Below are 20,356 nucleotides of genomic sequence, written 5' to 3'. Positions count from 1 at the left end.
GTTTTTTTATGGCTGGTTGTTAGATGTGGAGAATACACATGGAAACGATTGGCTCTTTATGGCTATATCTGGCATTTTTCGGTTTAGTCACCATCATGCTACTCATCGACTTTTTAGGCTTTAAAAATAACAAAGGCCAAGAAATCAAAGTCAAAACCGCTGCCTATTGGAGTATTGCATGGGTCTCTGTGGCTACCTTATTCGGTGGTGCATTGTGGCTCTACTTACAGCAAACCGCTGGTGTCGCTGTTGCAAACACCAAAGTCATGGAATATTTCGCTGGTTATCTGCTGGAAAAATCACTCGCAATTGATAACGTTTTTGTCTGGCTCATGATCTTTGCTGCCTTTGCCATTCCACCGGCTTTGCAACGTAAACTGTTGCTCTACGGTGTCCTCGGCGCAATTGTACTGCGTACCATCTTTATTTTTATTGGGGCATGGTTCGTTCAAGAATTCTCTTGGGTGCTGTACTTCTTCGGTGCGTTCTTGGTGTATACCGGCTTTAAATTCCTTAAAGGCCAAGACGAAGAAGATAAAGATATCGAAGATATGGCGATTTTGAAGTGGCTACGTAAACACATGCGTATTACCCCTCAGATGCATGAAGATAAATTCTTTGTTCGTCAAAATGGTGTCTTGTGGGCAACGCCGCTCTTTTTAGTGTTGATCTTGGTTGAAGCATCGGACGTCATTTTTGCGGTGGACTCAATCCCAGCGATCTTTGCGGTTACCTCTGACCCGTTCATTGTACTGACTGCAAACTTAATGGCGATTTTAGGTCTACGTGCTATGTTCTTCCTCTTATCCGGTGCTGCATCGAAAATGCATTACTTACCATATGGTCTGGGCATTATCCTGGTATTTATTGGCGCTAAGATGCTATTGCTCGATGTGTTCCACATGCCAATTTGGATTTCACTCGGCTTTATTGTGGTGACCTTAACCATCACCGCGTGGTTATCGATCCGACACAGCAAGAAGTACCATCAAACCACGCTTTAAAACACTTAGATGATTAAAAGCCTTCTTTCGAGAAGGCTTTTTTATTCTGCAACGAAAACTTGGACTAAGCTTCAGGCGTCATCAAGAGTTTGAGTTTCGGCCAGCGTTGTAAAAATTGTTTTTGCTGCACACGCTGCAAAAAAGTCGCCTGACTGACTAAACGTGGGTTCCAGCGGACATTTAACTCAAATAAATCATCTAAGCCCAAAGGAGCAATCAGCTGTATTTGTTGTTGATCATCCAATTTAACAGCGATGGCAGTAGCAGTTTCTGGCCACAACGATAGGGCATGCTCAATCGACTTGAGCGCCTGTATTTGCTCGCCATTTTCCAAGCGATACCACTGGTGTACTGTCGCTTGGTTGGTAACATCCCAATGAATGTGAGGAAAATTCAACTGCATCTGTTGTTGAATCCTTTGACCCTGTGTTCCATCATCATGTTCCGCATAATAAATCACATCGACTTCTGTTCCTTCCAGTACATAGAGTTGTTGATGTCGCTGTGACCAAATCAAATTACGAACCACGCCTGCAGCCAAATAAGCCTGTGTATCTATGGCATACAGGGCATGTAAAATCTGCATGATGCCTTGATGCTGAAATAGGTCATGTTTTAATTGGTCTGAATAACGCATGTGCATTAAAGGGCTCATTCTCTTTTTTAAAGGGCGCTCTTGAGATCAATATAGCAAGCGTTGCACCTGTAAGTCTTTATTCATACGTCGTGCAATGTACACGGCTCAATGCTTTTGTATTATTCAAATCAAATACAATGAACAAAAAAACAGAATCACTCATAAACAGTTGTTCTATTTTTTAGAACACATTTTCACAATTACTCTAACGGTATTTTGAACCAAATTGGGCTACAATCAACCGAAAAAATTCTAAACTGCAGGTATGTCATGTCTTCTGTTATCGCATCTACAGCGATCCGTGGTCGCTTTCTAGATATTCAGAATACAGTTGCCCAAGCACGTGAAATTCACGACCAAGTGCGCTATTTCGAAGATGGTTTGCTAATTACGCAAGCCGGAAAAATTCAATGGTTCGGTCCATGGTCTGAGGGCCAACACCATCTCCCAAATCAGGTTGAAGTACAACATTATCCAGATCAATTGATTGTTCCGGGTTTCATCGACACCCATATTCATTATCCACAAACGGAAATGATGGGGGCTTATGGTGAACAGCTATTGGAATGGCTTGATACTTATACCTTCCCAACTGAAATCCAATTTGAAGATCCGGCTTATGCAGAGCAAATTGCACAGTTCTTCGTAAACGAGTTACTCAAAAACGGAACCACAACAGCTCTTGTTTTTTGTACCGTTCATCCACAATCGGTCGATGCTTTATTTAAAACTGCAGAACAGCATCAGATGCGCTTAATTGCCGGTAAGGTCATGATGGATCGACATGCCCCTGAAGCATTATGTGACACAGCTGAGAGTGGCTACAACGACTCCAAAGCACTGATTGAGAAGTGGCATGGCAAGGGCCGTAACCTGTATGCCATCACTCCTCGCTTTGCCCCAACCTCAACGCCTGAGCAATTGACACGGGCAGGGGAGCTAAAAGCCGAGTATCCTGATGTCTATGTACATACGCATTTGAGTGAAAATAAAAATGAAATCGCGTGGGTCAAATCATTATTCCCTGAGCAAAACGGCTATTTAGACGTTTATCATCATTATGGTCTGACCGGATCACGTTCCGTGTTTGCGCACTGCGTGCATTTGGAAGATGCCGAATGGGACTGTATGCATCAGACCAACTCTGCCATTGCGTTTTGTCCAACCTCGAATTTGTTCTTAGGCAGTGGTTTATTTCCATTAAAGACAACATGGGAAAAACAGGTGAAAGTCGGCTTAGGCACAGACATTGGTGCAGGCACCTCATTTAACCAACTACAAACCATCAATGAAGCCTACAAAGTTCAACAACTTCAAGGCGATAAACTGTCCGCATTTGAAGCGCTGTACCATGCAACGTTAGGGGGAGCAAAAGCCTTAGACCTAGAGGACAAACTTGGAAACTTTGATTTGGGCAAAGAAGCAGATTTTGTGGTGCTCGATTTAAAAGCCACGGCTTTACAAGCCCTACGTCAACAACGTGCCAAAAATCTGGAAGATGCTTTATTTGCCCTGATGCTGATGGGTGATGATCGTAATATCCATGCCACCTATGTGTATGGACAATGTGCGTATGTCAAAGCATAAAATGGATCGACCGAGACGAAAAACAGCGTTGAAAATTGGACTGATTGCCGTCGCTTGTTTGTGCTTACTCAAGCGTGACAGCACTTCCAAGAAAAACTGATTACATTTTCAACGGCAAAAAAGATGCATCTGCAAGCCAGATGTATTAAAATTGGTTCATCTTTAGAGGTGTTGCAAGTCAACACCTTTTTTATTTTTTGATTTGCTTTTTTAGGTATCTACCCATGTCTGTTCAAATGAGCGTACTGATTTCCACTGAAGAAATTCAAGCTAAAGTGAAAGAGCTTGGCGCAAAAATTGATGCACACTATGCTAACAGCGACAAAGAGTTGGTGTTAATCGGTCTTTTACGCGGTTCTGTTATTTTTATGGCTGACCTTTGCCGCGCAATTTCAAAACCGCATGAACTCGACTTCATGACCGTTTCAAGTTATGGCGGTGGGACCGTATCTACTCGTGATGTAAAAATCTTAAAAGACTTAGACGGCGACATTAAAGATAAAGATGTCTTGGTGGTTGAAGATATTATCGATTCAGGCAATACCTTAAGCAAAGTTTTAGAAATTTTACAGACGCGCAATCCAAATTCAATCGAGCTTTGTACTTTGGTTAGCAAGCCTTCACGTCGTGAGATTGAACTCGAAGTAAAATTTTTAGGTTTTGAAGTCGAAGATAAATTTATCGTGGGTTATGGTTTGGACTATGATCAAAAATATCGTCATATTCCATTTATTGGCGAAATTGGTCTCTAAGCAAGATCAGATACTTAAGAGTGGCCGAAGGCCACTTTTTTTTATTTTTTGGGTTATTTTGAACAAAAAAACAACAGTTTTTTGCATGTTTAGGCTATAGCTCAGCGCAGTTTTGATTAAAGATAAAGATTGAACATGTCGTAAAAAACAAATACATGATAACAAAAGGAGAGTTACTATGTGGTCACTCATTGTTGCGATTGTTGTTGGTTTTATTGCTGGTTTAATTGCACGTGCGATCCATCCTGGAGATGACAAAGCAGGTTTCATTATGACCACCCTGCTCGGGATAGCAGGTTCCTTACTTGCGACCTATGGCGGACGTTTATTAGGTCTATATGGAGAAAATTCTGCCGCTGGATTTATCGCTTCCGTCATTGGTGCGATCATCGTGTTGTTTATCTATAACCTTGTAACGAAAAAAACCCGCGTCTAATTTTTATAGCACCATTAAAATACCCGCCTATAGACGGGTATTTTTTCTATATTTTATTCATGCCGTACAGCTGAAATTATTTGATCTCTTTTAACATCGATTCTAATTCAGCAGCAGGATATGCACCGGTTAAGATCGAACCGTTGGCAAAGACGATTCCCGGTGTACCACTTAGTTTTAAGCTTTTTGCTAATTTTAAATTTCGATCAATGGGGTTTGCACAGCTTTTCGCTGACTTCGGTTGAATTCCCTTATTGATTAAATTATCCCAGGCCATAGCAGGGTTTGACTCACAAAAAATCTGCTTCGATGGCCCCAATGACTGCGGTTTTATGGCTGTGATAAAAGTATAAATGGTCACATCATTGAGTTTTGCCAGCTCTACTTCAAGCTTCTTACAATATGGGCAATTTGGGTCAGAAAAGATCGCGATTTGGCGCTTCCCATTCCCCCTGACTGTTTTAATCGCATCTTGTAATGGAAGTTTATTCCACTCAGTTTTTTGCTGACTGAGGATCAATTGTTTGGTCAGATTTTTTTGATCTTTTAAACGAATCATAGAACCTGCGATCACATAATCCGCATTTTCACTCAAATACAAAACTTGATCTTCAACAAAGCCACTATATATGCCCGGCATTTCGGTACTTTGAATATTTTCAATTTTTAAACTGGGGTGCTTTTCTACCAAGAGCTTTTGAACCTGTGCCGCATCTGCTAAAGCAAAAGTCGAAAGGGTGGTACTCAACGCCAACGCACATATTTTTTTCAACATAGACCGAACAACTTCAACATTTAATTGATTCAGCATTCTAAGCCTTAACACGTGAAAGTCTTGGGCTTTTTTCAGTTCATTACGCAATAGCTACATGCCGTTTCACGTGGAACATATTAAGCTGCATCAGGTGAATTAATTTCAACAGACACATGCACAATTTCTTCATGAATCGACAGCGCTTGACGCACTTCATCGGCGTTCAATGCCTGACTGGTTTCTAAAGCCACAATACATGAAAACTGACCTTTACCCACTTTCCACACATGTAAGTCGGTCACATCGACGTCGACAGGCAATTGCATTAAAACCTCTCGGATCTCATCAACGACAGGGTGATCCATTTCCGCATCCAGTAATGTTTGTCCTGTTTCTTTCATCAAGCCAATGGCCCACTTACCGACAAGCACTGCACCAACAATCCCCAATAGCGCATCTAAAAATCCCCAGCCCATCCATTTTCCAGCAAATAAAGCCACAATCGCCAACACCGAAGTCACCGCATCAGCAACCACATGCATGAAGGCTGCTTTCTGATTGAGATCGTGATGATGATCATGCTGCTCCTCATGGCTATGCTGGTGATGGTGATGGTGATGGTGATGGTGATGGTGATGGTCATCATGCAATAACCAAGCACAGATCAAGTTCACCACCAGACCTAAAATCGCAATAGGGATTGCTTCGTTATAATGAATTTGGACCGGGTTGAATAAGCGTTCCACCGAATGAAAGGCCATAAATGCAGCAACGACCATCAATAATATCGCGCTGCTATAGCCCGCTAAAATTTCAATTTTCCAAGTCCCAAAACTAAAACGAGCATCTTGGGCATAGTGGCGTGCCGCACGATAGGCAAAATAGGCCAAGCCTAATGCCAACATATGTGAACTCATATGCCAACCATCAGCCAATAATGCCATCGAATTAAAAATCCATCCGCCAATGACTTCTAACAACATCATGACTGCCGTTAAAATGGTGGCAATTAAGATCCGTTTTTGTGCGAGTGGATTACCTTCATCAAATTGGTGATGATGAATTCGGATGGATGGGGAAGTTTTCATTAGGTTCTATGTTTAAATATACTCCCCCATAGTATATTTATTTTCGGGAGAAAGTGTTGAGTCATTTACATCAGGACAAAAAGATTTTAAATCGGGTTAAACGTCTACAAGGTCAGGTCAATGCGGTCGAACTGGCTTTACAGCAACCCGAAGCAGGGTGTATCGAGGTTTTACAACAGGTTGCGGCCATCAAAGGTGCTGTAAATGGATTAATGAATGAATTAATCGAAGCACATTTACGCCATCATGTATTACCTCAAGATGCTGAAATCAATGAAGCAGAACTGGAAGAATTTGTAAAACTGCTTAAACGCTATGGATAAAGTTACAAATGTGATTTGACCATGGAAAAAAATCGGCATTAAACTGAGCCCATATTTCCGTCTTTCTCATACAGCACAATATTGACCCTATTGACTGTACCTCTGCGACTTTAAAATGACCACATCTCCCTCTTGGCGACCGTTTATCATGGTGAGCCTTGCACTCTGTATGGGCACTATTGGTACAGCGCTAGCTAGTCCTCTGTATCCCATTTATCAACAACTTTGGGGACTGCTGCCGAGTCATATCACCTATATCTTTGTTGCCTACATGTTTGGTTGCCTAGCGACCTTGCTGTTTTTAGGTCGTACCAGTAATAGTTTTGGTTTTTTAAGAACCCTGCAAATCGGTATGGCGTGCATCATCTTAGGTTTAAGCTTGTCGGTGTTTGCCAGTAATGCGCTGTGGTTATCTATCGGGCGCTTTATTATCGGGATTGCCTCGGGTTTAATCAGCACCTCAGCCATGCTTGGTTTGGTCTATACCATTCCTGAACCGCATAAAAATAATGCTCCACAGTTGAGTTCAATCATTACCGTGATTGGTTTTGGTCTTGGCCCATTTATTGGTGGAGTGATTGCCCAATTTTCGGAACAGCCTTTAGTCACCCCTTATATCCCTGTGATCTTTGGGGGGTTGGCGTGTTTAATATGGTTATTTTTTATTCGCACACCGAATTTTGAGCCACAGCCTTTTTCAGTGGCACCACATTTGGAATTGCCTGAAAAGCGTGATCATTCACGATTTTATATCGCTGGACTGACTGCCTTTTGTGCCTTTGGCTCCTTCAGCTTATTTGCATCACTCGCACCCTCTTTCGTCAAAGATGCGATCCCATGGCATGGCCCTTTGGTCAGTGGTAGTGCCATTGCAAGTATCTTGCTGGTTTCCGCTGTCGTGCAATTTATGGCGAAATCGATTCCTTCTGCAAAATGTGTCAATGCCGGCTTAATAGTGTTAATACTGAGCTATACGCTCCTTGCGCTATGTATGACCCAACACTGGAGTGCATTGTTTTTTATTAGCGATATTTTAGTCGGTGTAGGGCATGGTCTAGGGCTTTTAGGCGCATTTGGCTTAGTTCATCAAATGACCAACAATCAAAACCGTGCTGCAGTGATCTCGACCTATTTATTTATTGGATATCTAGGCACCATTATTCCAATTATTGCAGCCGGCTATTTATCTGATCATTTCGGCTTGATCGTCGGTGTTTTAGGTTTTTGTATGGGCGTAGGTTTATTGTGTATCGGCTTATTGCTTTGGCACCGCAGTCTTAACACCAATTAACCACTGAACTTATTCAATAAGCATCTTGTATGGGGTGCTTCTTAAACCCAAAAACAATTAAGAAACCCTATAAAAATCAATCCAATTAAATTAAGATCTTGTGTGATGTGATTCAAAAATTTAAAAAAATGCTAAAAATTCAATGTCAAATTAACACTGCGGAAAATCAAATCATCGCCAGCAGCGAATACGGGAATATTCACTATATTTTACCGTTTGAATCCTTACCGCAATTAGAAACCTATGATTTTATCGTTTGGGGCTTTTTACCCATTGCCATGCGCCTTGGCATCCCGCTGCATATAGAAGGACCTATTTCAATACAAACCCTCCACTCCGCACGGGAGGTTTCAACTGTCTGGGCCGCTTGGTTGCCTGATTTATATCAACCAGTCATGCTCAGTGCTGCATCGATTATCCAAACACCACCGGCAAACCAAACCACTCAAAATTTAAGCTTTTTTAGCGGTGGAATTGACTCCACATATAGTACATACAAAGCTTTTCTTGAAAATGGACAAGACTCTGATTGTCTCACTGTGCATGGAATGGATTATAAATTTAATGACCATGAAAAATTTCAGGCTTTAATGGATCAGACCCATGACTTTAGAAGCCAAGTTTTTAAGCAAAGTCGCGTGGTAAAAACCGATGCTTACACGCTGTACAGTAAATATGGCTGTAACCCTAAAGGTTCGCATGTCACACATATCTTTTCGCTGTTTTCCTGCGCTTCGATTTTTGAACATTACCAGCAATATCGAATTTCAGCCGATTACCGTTTAGATCAACAATTATTCGTTCATCCCTATGGCTCAAATACGGCATCCAACCGATTGATGAAGAACCGATCTGGGGTCTTAATCACCCTCGACGATGATGTCACGCGATCACAAAAAACCGCATTTTTAAGCCAATCTGACTTAGATTTACAAACCCTGTCGATTTGTGTGGACTATAGGGCTCGACCAAAAAATTGTGGTCAATGCAGTAAATGTATGCGCACCAAAGCCATGTTTTATGCCACTAGCCCCGAAATTCCCGATATCTTTTTAGAACGTCGCTTTGAAAAACAGTGGTATCAATCCATTCCATTAAGTTCAAAAATCAATCGTGCTTTTTTAATTGATATTTTGTCAGCGGTGGAAAAATCCTCGCAACAGCAACAATTTCCAGACTATGCAACACTCAAAGTCAAAGTTGAAGCAGCTTCAAAAAGAGCAGCAATCAATCCTTTTTATGGGATGAAAATAAAAGATGTGCTGAGAACAATCTTTAAAATCATTTTTGGCTCAAACCCACGCTAAACGATGTAAAAAAAGCACGATGTTTTCGAATATCGTGCTTTGGATGAATCTATTCATAGGTGAAATGAGGAGCTCAATCGTTTTATTACTTGCCGATACAGAACGATCCAAAAATCTTCCCAAGCAAATCATCCGCACTGAAATCGCCCGTAATTTCACCTAAGGCATTTTGCGCCAAACGTAGAGATTCAGCTACCAACTCACCCGCATGATAAACCACCAACTGCTCACGTGCTTCTGCAAGATAGCGCTGAGTGCGCTTCATTGCGTCTAAATGGCGTGTTCGAGCAATAAAGGTATCTTCCTCTGGTTGAAAGCCTGCATGCGCTGTAATCGCATCAATAAGCGCTTGAACGCCAGTTTCTTGTTTAGCCGAAACCCGAATATGTCGAAAACCGTTTAAATCGGTAATTTCCGCGGTAGATCCCGTCAAATCGCATTTGTTACCAATCAACATCAACCGCTTCGGTTCAATATGATCGGCAAAGTACGCTTGAGCCAATTGTAGTGGATCTTCGCCCTGACTCAAGTCATAGACCAAAAGTAACAAGTCAGCTTGCTCAATTTCTTTAATTGCGCGGCGAATCCCTTCTTTTTCGACGATATCACCGGTTTCACGTAAACCTGCGGTATCGGTCAAGGTAATCGGCAAACCATTGAGGCTGATTTTTTCATGTAAAACATCTCGTGTCGTACCGGCAATATCCGTCACAATCGCACGTTCAACACCCGCCAAAGCATTGAGTAGAGAAGACTTACCTGCATTGGGTTTACCGGCAATCACCACTTGTAGACCTTCACGTAGTAGCTGACCTTGACGAGCAGACTGCTGTACAGCATGGACCGAGCTTGCCACTTCATCCAATAAACCCAAAATCTTACCATCCGCCAAAAAGTCGATTTCTTCTTCAGGAAAATCAATCGCTGCTTCCACATGCAAACGCAAATGGATAAGTTTTTCTAACACCGTATTGACCTTGCTCGAAAAGGCACCTTGTAATGAACGTACCGCTGAACGTGCCGCTGCTTGTGAGGTGGCATCAATCAGATCAGCAATCGCCTCGGCTTGCACCAAGTCCATTTTGCCATTTTCAAAGGCGCGCATTGAAAATTCGCCCGCTTTTGCAGCAATAGCGCCCAATTCAAGTAACCGCGCCAATAATGCATTTTGAATAACGGGGCCGCCATGACCTTGAAGCTCCACCACATCTTCCCCCGTAAAAGAGTGCGGATTTGGAAAGCAAATCACCAAACCTTCATCCATGATTTCATTCGATGCATCAAAAAACTTACGGAAACCAGCAAAACGTGCTTCAGGCAGGGATTGCTGCGTTAATGCTTCTGCAATGGCATAAGATTGGGGACCAGACAGGCGAATCACGCCGACACCACCACGACCCGGCGGTGTGGCAATTGCTGCGATGGTGGTTCGGTTTAACATAAAATTCACCTAAAAATTTTCAAACGACAGATAAAGAAAAATCCGCCTAAGATTACCATCTTAAGCGGATTTATTCAGCCCATCAGCAATGCTTAGTTTGCTGAGTCAGCCGCTTCACGTTTTAAACGTTCTTTTTCAACAGATTTGTTAATCAAACCTTGTTGAAGAATAGTAATACTGTTGTTACAGATCCAGTAAAGCACAAGGCCCGCAGGGAAGAACAACATAAATACCGTAAAGATCACTGGCATGATTTTGAAGACTTTCGCCTGCATTGGATCAGCCGGTTGTGGGTTCAAACTTTGCTGAATAAACATGGTTAAGCCCATTAATAGCGGCAAAATAAACCACGGATCCATCGCAGATAAATCTTGAATCCAACCTAACCATGGCGCATGACGAAGTTCAACAGACTCCATCAATACCCAGTACAAAGCAAGGAAGATCGGCATTTGGAGCAATAACGGCAAGCAACCTGATAGTGGGTTTACTTGTTCACGTTTATACAATGCCATCATTTCTTGCGAGAAGCGCATACGGTCTTCACCGAACTCTTCTTTCATGCGTTGCATTTCAGGTGCAATCACACGCATTTTCGCCATAGAGCGGTAGCTCTTCGATGACAAAGGCCACAAGATCAGTTTCACAAGAATGGTCAATAGAATAATTGACCAACCCCAGTTACCCACTAAACCGTGGAAAAACTCAAGACCGACAAACAATAATTTCGCAATAGGCCATAACCAACCGTAATCTACAGTTTGGTTTAAACCAACCGCCAATTCTTTCAATTCAGATTGAATTTTTGGACCTGAATAGAACGTTGCATCTACTTCTGCCACAGTTCCTGCAGGAACATTGATTGCAGGTGAAGTGAACTGAATAATGTTCATATCATCAGTAGATTTACGTGACTCAAGTTTCGCAGCATACGGTTGACCATTGGCTTGCGTTAATTTGATCTGTCCAGGAATCCACGCACTCACGAAGTAATGCTGAACCATTGCAACCCAACCGCCAGTTGCTTCAACATTCAATTTTTCTTCATTGAAGTTGGCAAATTTAAGTTTGTTGTAATGTTCTTCAGGCGAACCCCATGCACCACCAAGGAATGTACCTAAAGTGAAAATACCTTGATCAGATTTACCTGGATCTTCAGAGTTGTCGCGTTTAAGCTGACCAAACATCTGACCTTGCCAGTTCTGAGCACTGCGGTTCACGATTTTATGATTCACGACAACAGGGTATTCACCTTCAGTGAAGTTAAAGGTTTTAATAACCTCTACACCATCTGCTGTTTTATAAACCATTGGTACTGACAAAACTTTTGCTATTTGGCCATCTTTACCCTTCACAGCTTTTGCGTCATTTAACGTATATGAAGATTTTTCAATCTCATAGGTTGGACGTCCTTTCGGATTGCTGTCAGGGCCATTAAGACCAATTAAGCCAGACTGAGCAACATAAGTACGTTTTGCATCGCTTTCAAGCATTACAAACGGTTCGTCGCTGTCTTTATTTTTGTCATGATTGAGTAATTCAATACGAACAATATCGCCACCCTTTGGATTAATCCAAAGATGGTAAAGGTCAGTTTGTACTGAAATTAACTGTTGACTAACAGGTGCAGTGGCATCTGTTGTTTGTTGTGTAGCAGCATTATTTGCTTGCGGCACATCAGTAGCAGCCGTAGCTGTCTGGCCATTTGGCAAATCGGCAGATACTTCATGCGTTACCACCGCAGCATTTTGCTGAGGTTTTTGTTCCGCATGTCCATAATCTTTCTGCCAAGCCAAAATGAGCAAATATGCGACAACAAACATGGCCCCTAGAATTGCAATCCTGGCCCATTGTTGCATAGGTATTACCCCAAGTGGTTAGAGTGATTTTGGTTCAATAAACGTTCACGAAAGGGTACAGCAACGTGACGCGTTTGAGAATCTATTTGCTGAAATGAAATAAAACGAATTGCTTTTGATGGAACAGGATCATAGCCTGAACCGCCCCAAGGATGACAACGGCAAATACGCTGAACAGCTAGACACACTCCACGTACAGCACCATGTTGATGGACTGCTTCCAAAGAATATTGAGAACATGTTGGAATATAACGACAGCGTGGTCCCAATAAAGGACTAATCGCAATCTGATAGAAACGAATGAGCCAATGCAGTAAACGAACCATTGGTCATCTCTACGCTTGTGGGGAGGTAGCTATTTTTTTATGCTTATTTGCAAGGCGCTGCAATTTTTGCCAAGCAAATTGTAATTGCTGATGCAACTCTGCATTCGGTACCGCCTCTATGCCCATTTTTGGCATAACGACAATATCTAATACATTAGACTGCTGTTGATGCAGGCGAAAACTTTCGCGTGCAAGTCGTTTTACTCGATTTCTTTCATGTGCGCGGCGCACTTTTTTCTTAGCAACAACAATACCCAAACGGCTATTCGGCTGTTCGGAGATTTTTGCTAGAAATAAGAAATGGGGTTGATGCACTTTAAAAAGCGCACCATCGAACACACTTTTATAATCGGCAGCACAGTGTATTCGCACATCTGTGCTAAAGCCGTAAAGTGTTGTCATAACACCCAAGTCTTGACAGTCTTAACTGAAATTAAACAGTTAAGCTGTGACGACCTTTTGCACGACGACGCGCTAATACTTGACGGCCAGCTTTAGTAGCCATGCGAGCACGGAAACCATGAACGCGTTTACGTTTCAACTCAGAAGGTTGGAAAGTACGTTTCATATCGAAACTCCAAAAATGATCTTTCAGTAAAGGTTCGCGATTTTAGTGCTCATTGCTTGAGCTGTCAATGAAAAACACGCTTTCTTTCAAAATCTAGGCTGTGATATATCAAGATAATATAAGGATTAGAAATCAGTCAGAAAGTTTTAAATTAAAATATTCACAAACTAAATCATTGTATATATTAATTATTTAAGTTATCTTCAAGTTTACTCACAGATTTATCCACAATCTCAAATTTGTGAATTGGTTTTTATGAATTTAAATTTGAATTTAAACCAACCATCAAGTTATCCCCAGAATGGGTCGATCTTATAAATAAATTCAAATTTTAAAATTTAAATTTATTACTATTAGTGTTGATGTTTTCTGTGGAAAACGCATTTTTAGATTTAAAAAACAAATAATTACACTGTGGATAACGATGTTTTTATAATTTTGATAGTTTGTGGATAACTTTGTGCTACAATTTATCCACAGCTTGCGGATAAACTTATCCACACGTGATTTAAATTTAAATTTAAACTCAATTTGCGTTTTTTTGATCGATTTCGACTGATTTGTTCATGACAGATGTGGATAAGATGGTTAGAATGGCTGCCCGCTTAGGCGGGGTTGAATTATTTTTTTCGTACAATGGACTGAAATAGGGGTTTCACATGCTTTGGACAGACTGCTTAACTCGCTTGCGACAAGAGCTTTCAGGAAATGTCTATACAATGTGGATACGCCCACTAGTGGCAGAAGATGCAGGTGATAGTCTAAAACTCTATGCACCGAATCCGTATTGGACACGCTATATTCAAGAACACCATTTAGAACTGATCTCTATTTTAGCGGAACAGTTGTCTGAAGGTCGGGTACGTAAAGTCGAGATTTTGGTTGATTCACGGCCTGGTGCAATTTTATCTGCAGCTGAACAACCTGCAACAACCACCGCAGCATTAGAGTCAACGCCGCATGTGTCTGCACCGAATCGTCTAAAAAAAGAAAAAGAAGAGACGTCTTCAAAAAATAACCGTAAGCGTCAGCTTAACCCATTATTTACCTTTTCCTTGTTTGTTGAAGGCCGTTCCAATCAGATGGCGGCAGAAACCTGTCGTAAAGTTTTGACGCAGCCCGGTGCTTCACAGCATAACCCGTTATTTTTATATGGACCGACTGGTTTAGGTAAAACCCATTTAATGCAAGCCGTAGGTAATGCATTATTACAAGCGAAGCTGAATGCACGTGTGATGTACATGACGGCTGAAAGTTTTGTACAAGACTTTGTGAGCTCTCTACAGCAAGGTAAGGTCGAAGAATTCAAGAAAAATTGTCGTTCGTTAGATTTGTTATTGGTGGATGATATTCATTTGTTAGCGGGTAAAGAGGCCAGCTTGGTTGAGTTTTTCTATACCTTCAACGCGTTATTAGATGAATCTAAGCAAATCATTTTAACTTCGGATCGTTATCCAAAAGAACTGACTGAGTTGGATCCACGGTTGGTTTCACGTTTTTCGTGGGGCTTATCGGTGGGTGTTGAACCGCCTGATATTGAAACCCGTATTGAAATTTTACTGAAAAAAGCGGAAAGCAATGGCGTGGAACTTCCACGTAATTGTGCGCTGTTTATTGCTCAACAGGTGGTTGCCAATGTCCGTGAACTAGAAGGTGCGCTGAATAAAGTCGTAGCCATTTCTCGTTTTAAAGGCACTCCAATCGACCTTGATGTGGTGCGTGAATCATTAAAAGATGTGTTAGCGATTCGTGCACGTACCATTAGTACTGAAAATATTCAGCGTGTGGTCAGCGAGTATTTCCGTATTCCACTGAAAGAATTGGTTGGCCCAAAACGTACACGTATTTATGCACGTCCACGTCAGTTGGCTATGGGGCTAGCACGTGAGCTGACAGGTGATAGTTTCCCTGAAATTGGTATGGCTTTTGGTAATCGTGATCACAGTACGGTGATGCATGCGTGTGAAAAAGTACAAAGCCTGCGAGAAGAAGATCCAATCTTCAATGAGGACTATAAAAACTTGCAACGTCTGCTGCAAAGTTAAGTCTTTTTGTTCAAATTCTGTTCTTGCAATGCGGTATATTCTGCCGCATAGTACACTGCTAAAAAATTAATTTATTTTGTCTGTCTTCAGTTTTTAGAGGAATGTATTGTGCGTTTAAAAATCGCGAAAGAAAGCTTACTGAATGTTCTGTCACATGTCGTAGGAGCGGTTGAGCGTCGCCATACCTTAAATATTTTATCTAATGTAAAAGTACAGGTAACAGAGCAAGCTTTGACCATTACCGGTTCAGATCTTGAAGTTGAACTGGTTGCAAGTACACCACTTACTGAAGGTGCATGTTTACAAGCAGGGGTGACGACTGTTCCTGCACGAAAATTGATGGATATCTGTAAATCATTACCGTCAGCGGCATTGATTGATTTGCAAATTACTGAAGACCAACGTTGTATTTTAAAATCTGGCAACAGTCGTTTTGTATTGGGTACTTTGCCTGCAGAAGACTATCCATTATTAACCACTGAAAATACTCAAGGCACTCAAGTCGTTGTGACTCAACGTGAGTTAAAGCGTTTATTTGAAAAAACGTCTTTTGCTATGGCGGTTCAAGATGTGCGTTTTTATTTGACGGGTACTTTGCTTGAAATTGATGAAAATCAATTGCGTGCAGTAACGACCGATGGTCACCGTTTGGCGATGTGTGAAACAGCGGCAAGCTCGAATGCGACACAAGCAATGCAAGCGATTGTTCCACGTAAAGCCGTAGGTGAATTGCAGCGTCTATTGAGTGTTGAAGACGAGCAATTATCGTTGTTAATTGGTCGTGAATTATTAAATGTAACAATTACCATTGCCAGCCGTGATAAAGAGCAGGGTGATATTACCGTACGTTTCACCACAAAATTGATCGATGGTAAATTCCCAGACTACCGCCGTGTGATTCCACGTGGTGGCGATAAAAACGTGCGCATTGCACATGATGTTTTCAAGCAATCGCTACAACGTGTTGCAATTTTGAGTAATGAAAAATTGCGCGGCGTATTCTTGAAGTTTGATGCGGACACTTTACAACTTCGTGCCAATAACCCTGAGCAAGATGAAGCAATCGAAGATCTTGCGATTCAATATGCAGATGCACCGATGGAAATGTCGTTTAATGCACAGTACTTATTGGAAGTTCTGAATGTATTGGATGGTGATGATGTTGCAATGACCATGACAGAAGCGAACCAGTCGGTATTGGTACAAGATCCACAGCAACAAGATCAAACCTATGTTGTGATGCCAATGCGTGTTTAATTCGGACTGACGTCTCAATTATTATGCATATCACGCGTTTACATGTAGAACGTGTTCGAAATTTAAAGACGGTTGCACTCTCTGGGTTGCAGCCGTTTAATGTCTTTTATGGGCAAAATGGTTCAGGTAAAACGTCTGTATTAGAAGCAGTACATTTGCTGGCAACCGGACGTTCTTTTCGAACCCATATTCCGAAAAACTATATTCAAAATAATAGCCCTGACGCTGTTGTCTTTGCGCAGTCTGCAACAGACCGCATTGGTATGCAAAAAATGCAGTCGGGCGAGCAAGTGATTAAAGTCAATGGCGACCTAGTGGGGACACAAGGGCAGTTGGCTAAGATTTTACCGCTACAACTCATCGATCCACAAAGTACCGATATTATTGATCATGGTGCGAAGCCACGACGTCAACTTTTAGATTGGTTGATGTTCCACGTGGAACCGGAGTTTTACCATGCATGGCAATATTATGCACGGGCATTAAAACAGCGGAATAGTTTACTGAAATCACGACGTCATTTGAGTCTGTCTGACTTAGAACCGTGGAACAAAATGCTCAGTGACTATGGTGAGATATTACATAGTCTACGCAGCAATGTGGTGGAACAGTGGACTCGATATTTCCAACAAGATCTTGAAGCATTATTGCCTGATTTAACAGTGACATTGGAATATAGTGCAGGCTTTCATGCTGAAACAGGACTGCTGAATGATCTGACCAATCAGCACTTTAAAGACTGCGAACGTGGCTATACTGAGTATGGTCCGCACCGTGCAGATTTAAGGTTAAAAACTGCTATGGGGGATGCTGATGTTGTGCTCTCACGTGGGCAAAAAAAGTTATTGATCATGGCGTTAAAACTGTCACAGATTGCAATGCTACATGCTTGTAATAAGGAAACTGTGGTATTATTAGATGATCTGACAGCAGAATTAGATTTAACCGCACAACAGCGTTTAATTGAGCGTTTAAGCCATCTTGGTAGTCAAGTTTTTATTACCACTTTAGACCATGATTCAGTGCAAAAACACTTACATGATTTATCTATTTCTTATCAATTATTCAAAGTTGAAAATGGTACGGTGCAGGCTGTTGTGCAATGAAATACCACCTTTGGATAGACCTATTTTTCACTAGGGAGAAACCATGAGTTCAGAAGATCAAGCTGCTTCTCAAACAGAACAAACCATAGAAAAAGCTTATGATTCCTCTAGCATCAAAGTATTACGTGGTCTAGACGCTGTACGTAAGCGTCCGGGCATGTATATTGGTGATACTGACGATGGTACTGGCCTACACCACATGGTGTTTGAAGTTGTCGATAACTCAATTGATGAAGCGTTGGCAGGTCATTGTGACGAAATTCAAGTCACCATTCATGAAGATGAATCTGTAAGCGTATCGGATAACGGCCGTGGTATTCCTACCGACATTCACCCAGAAGAAGGTGTTTCTGCAGCAGAAGTGATTTTGACGATTCTGCATGCGGGCGGTAAATTTGACGATAACAGCTATAAAGTTTCAGGCGGTCTACACGGTGTAGGTGTATCCGTGGTGAATGCGCTTTCAAGTAAGCTCGAATTAACCATTCATCGTGCGGGTCAAATCCACCAGCAAGAATATAAACACGGCGATTCCGTGTATCCATTAAAGGTGGTGGGTGTGACAGATCGTACAGGTACACGTATACGTTTCTGGCCAAGTGCTGAAACCTTCAGTCAAACGATTTTTAATGTCGATATTTTGGCGCGTCGTTTACGTGAATTATCGTTCCTGAATGCAGGTGTACGAATTGTGCTACGTGACGAACGTATCAATTTAGAGCACGTTTATGACTATGAAGGTGGTTTGTCTGAGTTTGTAAAATATATTAACCAAGGCAAAACCCATCTGAATGATATCTTCCACTTTACTACTCAAGCCGATAATGGCATTGGTGTAGAAGTTGCATTGCAGTGGAATGATTCTTATCAGGAAAATGTTCGTTGCTTTACCAACAACATTCCACAAAAAGATGGTGGTACGCATTTAGCGGGTTTCCGTGCTGCATTAACTCGTGGCTTAAACAGCTACATGGAAAGCGAAAACTTACTCAAAAAAGAGAAAGTAGCAGTTTCTGGTGATGATGCGCGTGAAGGCTTAACTGCAATTGTTTCGGTGAAAGTGCCTGATCCAAAATTCTCTTCGCAAACCAAAGAAAAATTGGTGTCGAGCGAAGTGAAAACTGCGGTTGAACAAGCCATGAATAAATCGTTCTCTGAATATCTTTTAGAGAATCCACAAGCTGCTAAATCGATTGCAGGCAAAATTATTGATGCAGCACGTGCGCGTGATGCAGCGCGTAAAGCACGTGAAATGACTCGTCGTAAGAGTGCGCTTGATATTGCAGGCCTGCCAGGTAAATTGGCCGATTGTCAGGAAAAAGATCCTGCATTGTCTGAACTTTACTTAGTCGAAGGTGACTCTGCGGGCGGTTCTGCAAAACAGGGCCGTAACCGTAAGATGCAAGCGATTTTGCCGCTGAAAGGTAAAATCCTCAACGTGGAACGTGCACGTTTTGACAAGATGATTTCTTCACAAGAAGTGGGAACGTTGATTACTGCTTTAGGCTGTGGTATTGGCCGTGAGGAATACAACCCAGATAAACTGCGTTATCACAAAATCATCATCATGACCGATGCCGACGTCGATGGTTCGCACATTCGTACGCTACTATTGACCTTCTTCTTCCGTCAAATGCCAGAACTTGTGGAACGTGGATATATTTATATTGCACAGCCACCGTTGTATAAGCTGAAAAAAGGCAAGCAAGAACAGTACATCAAAGATAATGATGCACTTGAGACTTACCTGATTTCAAATGCAATTGATGAGCTTGAATTACACATCAGTGCAGAAGCACCTGCCATTCGTGGTGAGGCTTTAGCGGGTGTGATTGCGGATTATCAAACCTCTCAAAAGAGTTTGCATCGTCTGACTGTACGTTATCCTGCAAGTGTGTTGGATGGTTTATTGGCAGTAGAAGGCTTTAAGTTAGATCAAGCAAATAACCAAGACTATGTACAGACTTGGGGTGAGCAACTACGTGCCAATATTGAGAAAACTCAGCCTAGCCTACGTCCTGAATTAAGCATCGAAACGTTTGAGCATGAAGATACTGAAGGCAATAAGTCAGCGACCTATTTCCCGCGTATTACCATCTATGTTCATAATTTACCGCACCAATACTTGTTAGATTCAGGTCTATTGGGTTCAGGTGAATATGCGCGTTTACTCAAAAATTCGAGGAGTTGGTTCACCTTATTGGAAGAAGGCGCTTTCCTACAAAAAGGCGAGCGCAAAATTCCAGTGAGCAGCTTCCATCAGGTTTGGCAAAACATCTTACAAGACTCACGCCGTGGCATGATGATTCAGCGCTATAAAGGTTTGGGTGAGATGAATGCTGAGCAGCTTTGGGAAACCACGATGGATCCTGAGAACCGTAACATGCTGCAAGTAACGGTACAGGATGCGATTGAAGCTGATCGTATGTTCTCTTGCTTGATGGGTGATGATGTGGAACCACGTCGTGCCTTCATTGAAGAAAATGCGTTAAATGCGGATATTGATGCCTAAATTCTGATTACAGAATCATTCAAAAAAGCACTCTTGGGAGTGCTTTTTTTTATGCTATCTTAA

General features: G+C 41.8%; 19 protein-coding genes. 11 read left to right on the top strand and 8 right to left on the bottom strand.

All coding sequences use genetic code 11. From position 1 onward, the window contains the following. The first annotated feature begins 38 nt into the window (after window positions 1-38). Window positions 39-1,004, top strand: a complete 966-nt coding sequence (locus FTU22_RS14410; RefSeq protein ID WP_180095140.1) for a TerC family protein — start codon at window positions 39-41, stop codon at window positions 1,002-1,004. Between the two features lie 64 nt (window positions 1,005-1,068). Here FTU22_RS14410 and FTU22_RS14405 read toward each other — a convergent pair whose 3' ends face one another. Then, window positions 1,069-1,647: a nucleotidyltransferase family protein gene (locus tag FTU22_RS14405; RefSeq protein ID WP_180095138.1), complete on the bottom strand. Its 579-nt coding sequence runs from the start codon at window positions 1,645-1,647 to the stop codon at window positions 1,069-1,071. Between the two features lie 264 nt (window positions 1,648-1,911). Here FTU22_RS14405 and guaD point away from each other — a divergent pair, with 264 nt between their 5' ends. From guaD to FTU22_RS14390, 3 genes are all read left to right on the top strand, one after another. After that, window positions 1,912-3,228: a guanine deaminase gene (gene guaD, locus FTU22_RS14400; RefSeq protein ID WP_180095136.1), complete on the top strand. Its 1,317-nt coding sequence runs from the start codon at window positions 1,912-1,914 to the stop codon at window positions 3,226-3,228. A gap of 224 nt (window positions 3,229-3,452) precedes the next feature. Continuing rightward, window positions 3,453-3,980 (top strand): hypoxanthine phosphoribosyltransferase, encoded by a 528-nt coding sequence (gene hpt, locus FTU22_RS14395; protein WP_078194457.1) that lies wholly within the window; start codon window positions 3,453-3,455, stop codon window positions 3,978-3,980. A gap of 178 nt (window positions 3,981-4,158) precedes the next feature. After that, window positions 4,159-4,416: a GlsB/YeaQ/YmgE family stress response membrane protein gene (locus FTU22_RS14390; RefSeq protein ID WP_180027157.1), complete on the top strand. Its 258-nt coding sequence runs from the start codon at window positions 4,159-4,161 to the stop codon at window positions 4,414-4,416. Window positions 4,417-4,492: 76 nt separating this feature from the next. Here the strand turns inward: FTU22_RS14390 and FTU22_RS14385 are convergent, their stop codons facing one another. Together FTU22_RS14385 and dmeF are read right to left on the bottom strand one after the other, a co-directional pair. Next, window positions 4,493-5,191, bottom strand: coding sequence for a DsbC family protein (locus FTU22_RS14385; protein ID WP_180095161.1), 699 nt, complete (start codon window positions 5,189-5,191; stop codon window positions 4,493-4,495). A gap of 116 nt (window positions 5,192-5,307) precedes the next feature. Beyond that, entirely contained in the window at window positions 5,308-6,258 is a 951-nt protein-coding gene (gene dmeF / locus FTU22_RS14380; RefSeq protein ID WP_180095135.1) for a CDF family Co(II)/Ni(II) efflux transporter DmeF, read from the bottom strand. A gap of 56 nt (window positions 6,259-6,314) precedes the next feature. Here dmeF and FTU22_RS14375 point away from each other — a divergent pair, with 56 nt between their 5' ends. The 3 genes from FTU22_RS14375 (at window position 6,315) to FTU22_RS14365 (ending at window position 9,179) form a co-directional block, all read left to right on the top strand. Further along, entirely contained in the window at window positions 6,315-6,581 is a 267-nt protein-coding gene (locus FTU22_RS14375; RefSeq protein ID WP_078194474.1) for a metal/formaldehyde-sensitive transcriptional repressor, read from the top strand. Between the two features lie 115 nt (window positions 6,582-6,696). Beyond that, window positions 6,697-7,872: an MFS transporter gene (locus FTU22_RS14370; RefSeq protein WP_257225949.1), complete on the top strand. Its 1,176-nt coding sequence runs from the start codon at window positions 6,697-6,699 to the stop codon at window positions 7,870-7,872. Between the two features lie 128 nt (window positions 7,873-8,000). Next, complete coding sequence (locus tag FTU22_RS14365) at window positions 8,001-9,179, top strand: hypothetical protein (protein ID WP_180095133.1); 1,179 nt, start codon at window positions 8,001-8,003, stop codon at window positions 9,177-9,179. Between the two features lie 85 nt (window positions 9,180-9,264). Here FTU22_RS14365 and mnmE read toward each other — a convergent pair whose 3' ends face one another. From mnmE to rpmH, 5 genes are all read right to left on the bottom strand, one after another. Then, window positions 9,265-10,620: a tRNA uridine-5-carboxymethylaminomethyl(34) synthesis GTPase MnmE gene (gene mnmE, locus FTU22_RS14360; protein ID WP_180095131.1), complete on the bottom strand. Its 1,356-nt coding sequence runs from the start codon at window positions 10,618-10,620 to the stop codon at window positions 9,265-9,267. Window positions 10,621-10,712: 92 nt separating this feature from the next. After that, window positions 10,713-12,479, bottom strand: a complete 1,767-nt coding sequence (gene yidC / locus FTU22_RS14355; RefSeq protein ID WP_180095129.1) for a membrane protein insertase YidC — start codon at window positions 12,477-12,479, stop codon at window positions 10,713-10,715. Window positions 12,480-12,484: 5 nt separating this feature from the next. Next, window positions 12,485-12,805: a membrane protein insertion efficiency factor YidD gene (yidD, locus tag FTU22_RS14350; RefSeq protein WP_111885710.1), complete on the bottom strand. Its 321-nt coding sequence runs from the start codon at window positions 12,803-12,805 to the stop codon at window positions 12,485-12,487. 9 nt (window positions 12,806-12,814) lie between these two features. Next, complete coding sequence (gene rnpA / locus FTU22_RS14345; RefSeq protein ID WP_078189509.1) at window positions 12,815-13,207, bottom strand: ribonuclease P protein component; 393 nt, start codon at window positions 13,205-13,207, stop codon at window positions 12,815-12,817. Between the two features lie 31 nt (window positions 13,208-13,238). Beyond that, window positions 13,239-13,373 (bottom strand): 50S ribosomal protein L34, encoded by a 135-nt coding sequence (rpmH, locus tag FTU22_RS14340; protein WP_000831329.1) that lies wholly within the window; start codon window positions 13,371-13,373, stop codon window positions 13,239-13,241. Between the two features lie 659 nt (window positions 13,374-14,032). On the opposite strand from rpmH, the gene dnaA reads away from it, so the two are divergent. From dnaA to gyrB, 4 genes are all read left to right on the top strand, one after another. Beyond that, window positions 14,033-15,418, top strand: coding sequence for a chromosomal replication initiator protein DnaA (gene dnaA, locus FTU22_RS14335; RefSeq protein WP_180095127.1), 1,386 nt, complete (start codon window positions 14,033-14,035; stop codon window positions 15,416-15,418). A 108-nt stretch (window positions 15,419-15,526) separates the two neighbouring features. After that, window positions 15,527-16,675: a DNA polymerase III subunit beta gene (gene dnaN / locus FTU22_RS14330; RefSeq protein ID WP_180095125.1), complete on the top strand. Its 1,149-nt coding sequence runs from the start codon at window positions 15,527-15,529 to the stop codon at window positions 16,673-16,675. Window positions 16,676-16,698: 23 nt separating this feature from the next. After that, the gene (gene recF / locus FTU22_RS14325) at window positions 16,699-17,781 is read left to right on the top strand and encodes a DNA replication/repair protein RecF (RefSeq protein WP_180095123.1); all 1,083 of its coding nucleotides are present in this window, start codon (window positions 16,699-16,701) and stop codon (window positions 17,779-17,781) included. A 43-nt stretch (window positions 17,782-17,824) separates the two neighbouring features. Then, on the top strand, window positions 17,825-20,293 hold the full coding sequence (gene gyrB / locus FTU22_RS14320; protein ID WP_180095122.1) for a DNA topoisomerase (ATP-hydrolyzing) subunit B: 2,469 nt from the start codon (window positions 17,825-17,827) through the stop codon (window positions 20,291-20,293). Window positions 20,294-20,356 lie beyond the last annotated feature (63 nt).

This window comes from Acinetobacter sp. YH12076, assembly GCF_013419525.1.
GTDB classification, from domain to species: domain Bacteria; phylum Pseudomonadota; class Gammaproteobacteria; order Pseudomonadales; family Moraxellaceae; genus Acinetobacter; species Acinetobacter amyesii.
This window is presented reverse-complemented; position numbering and strand designations above follow the sequence as displayed.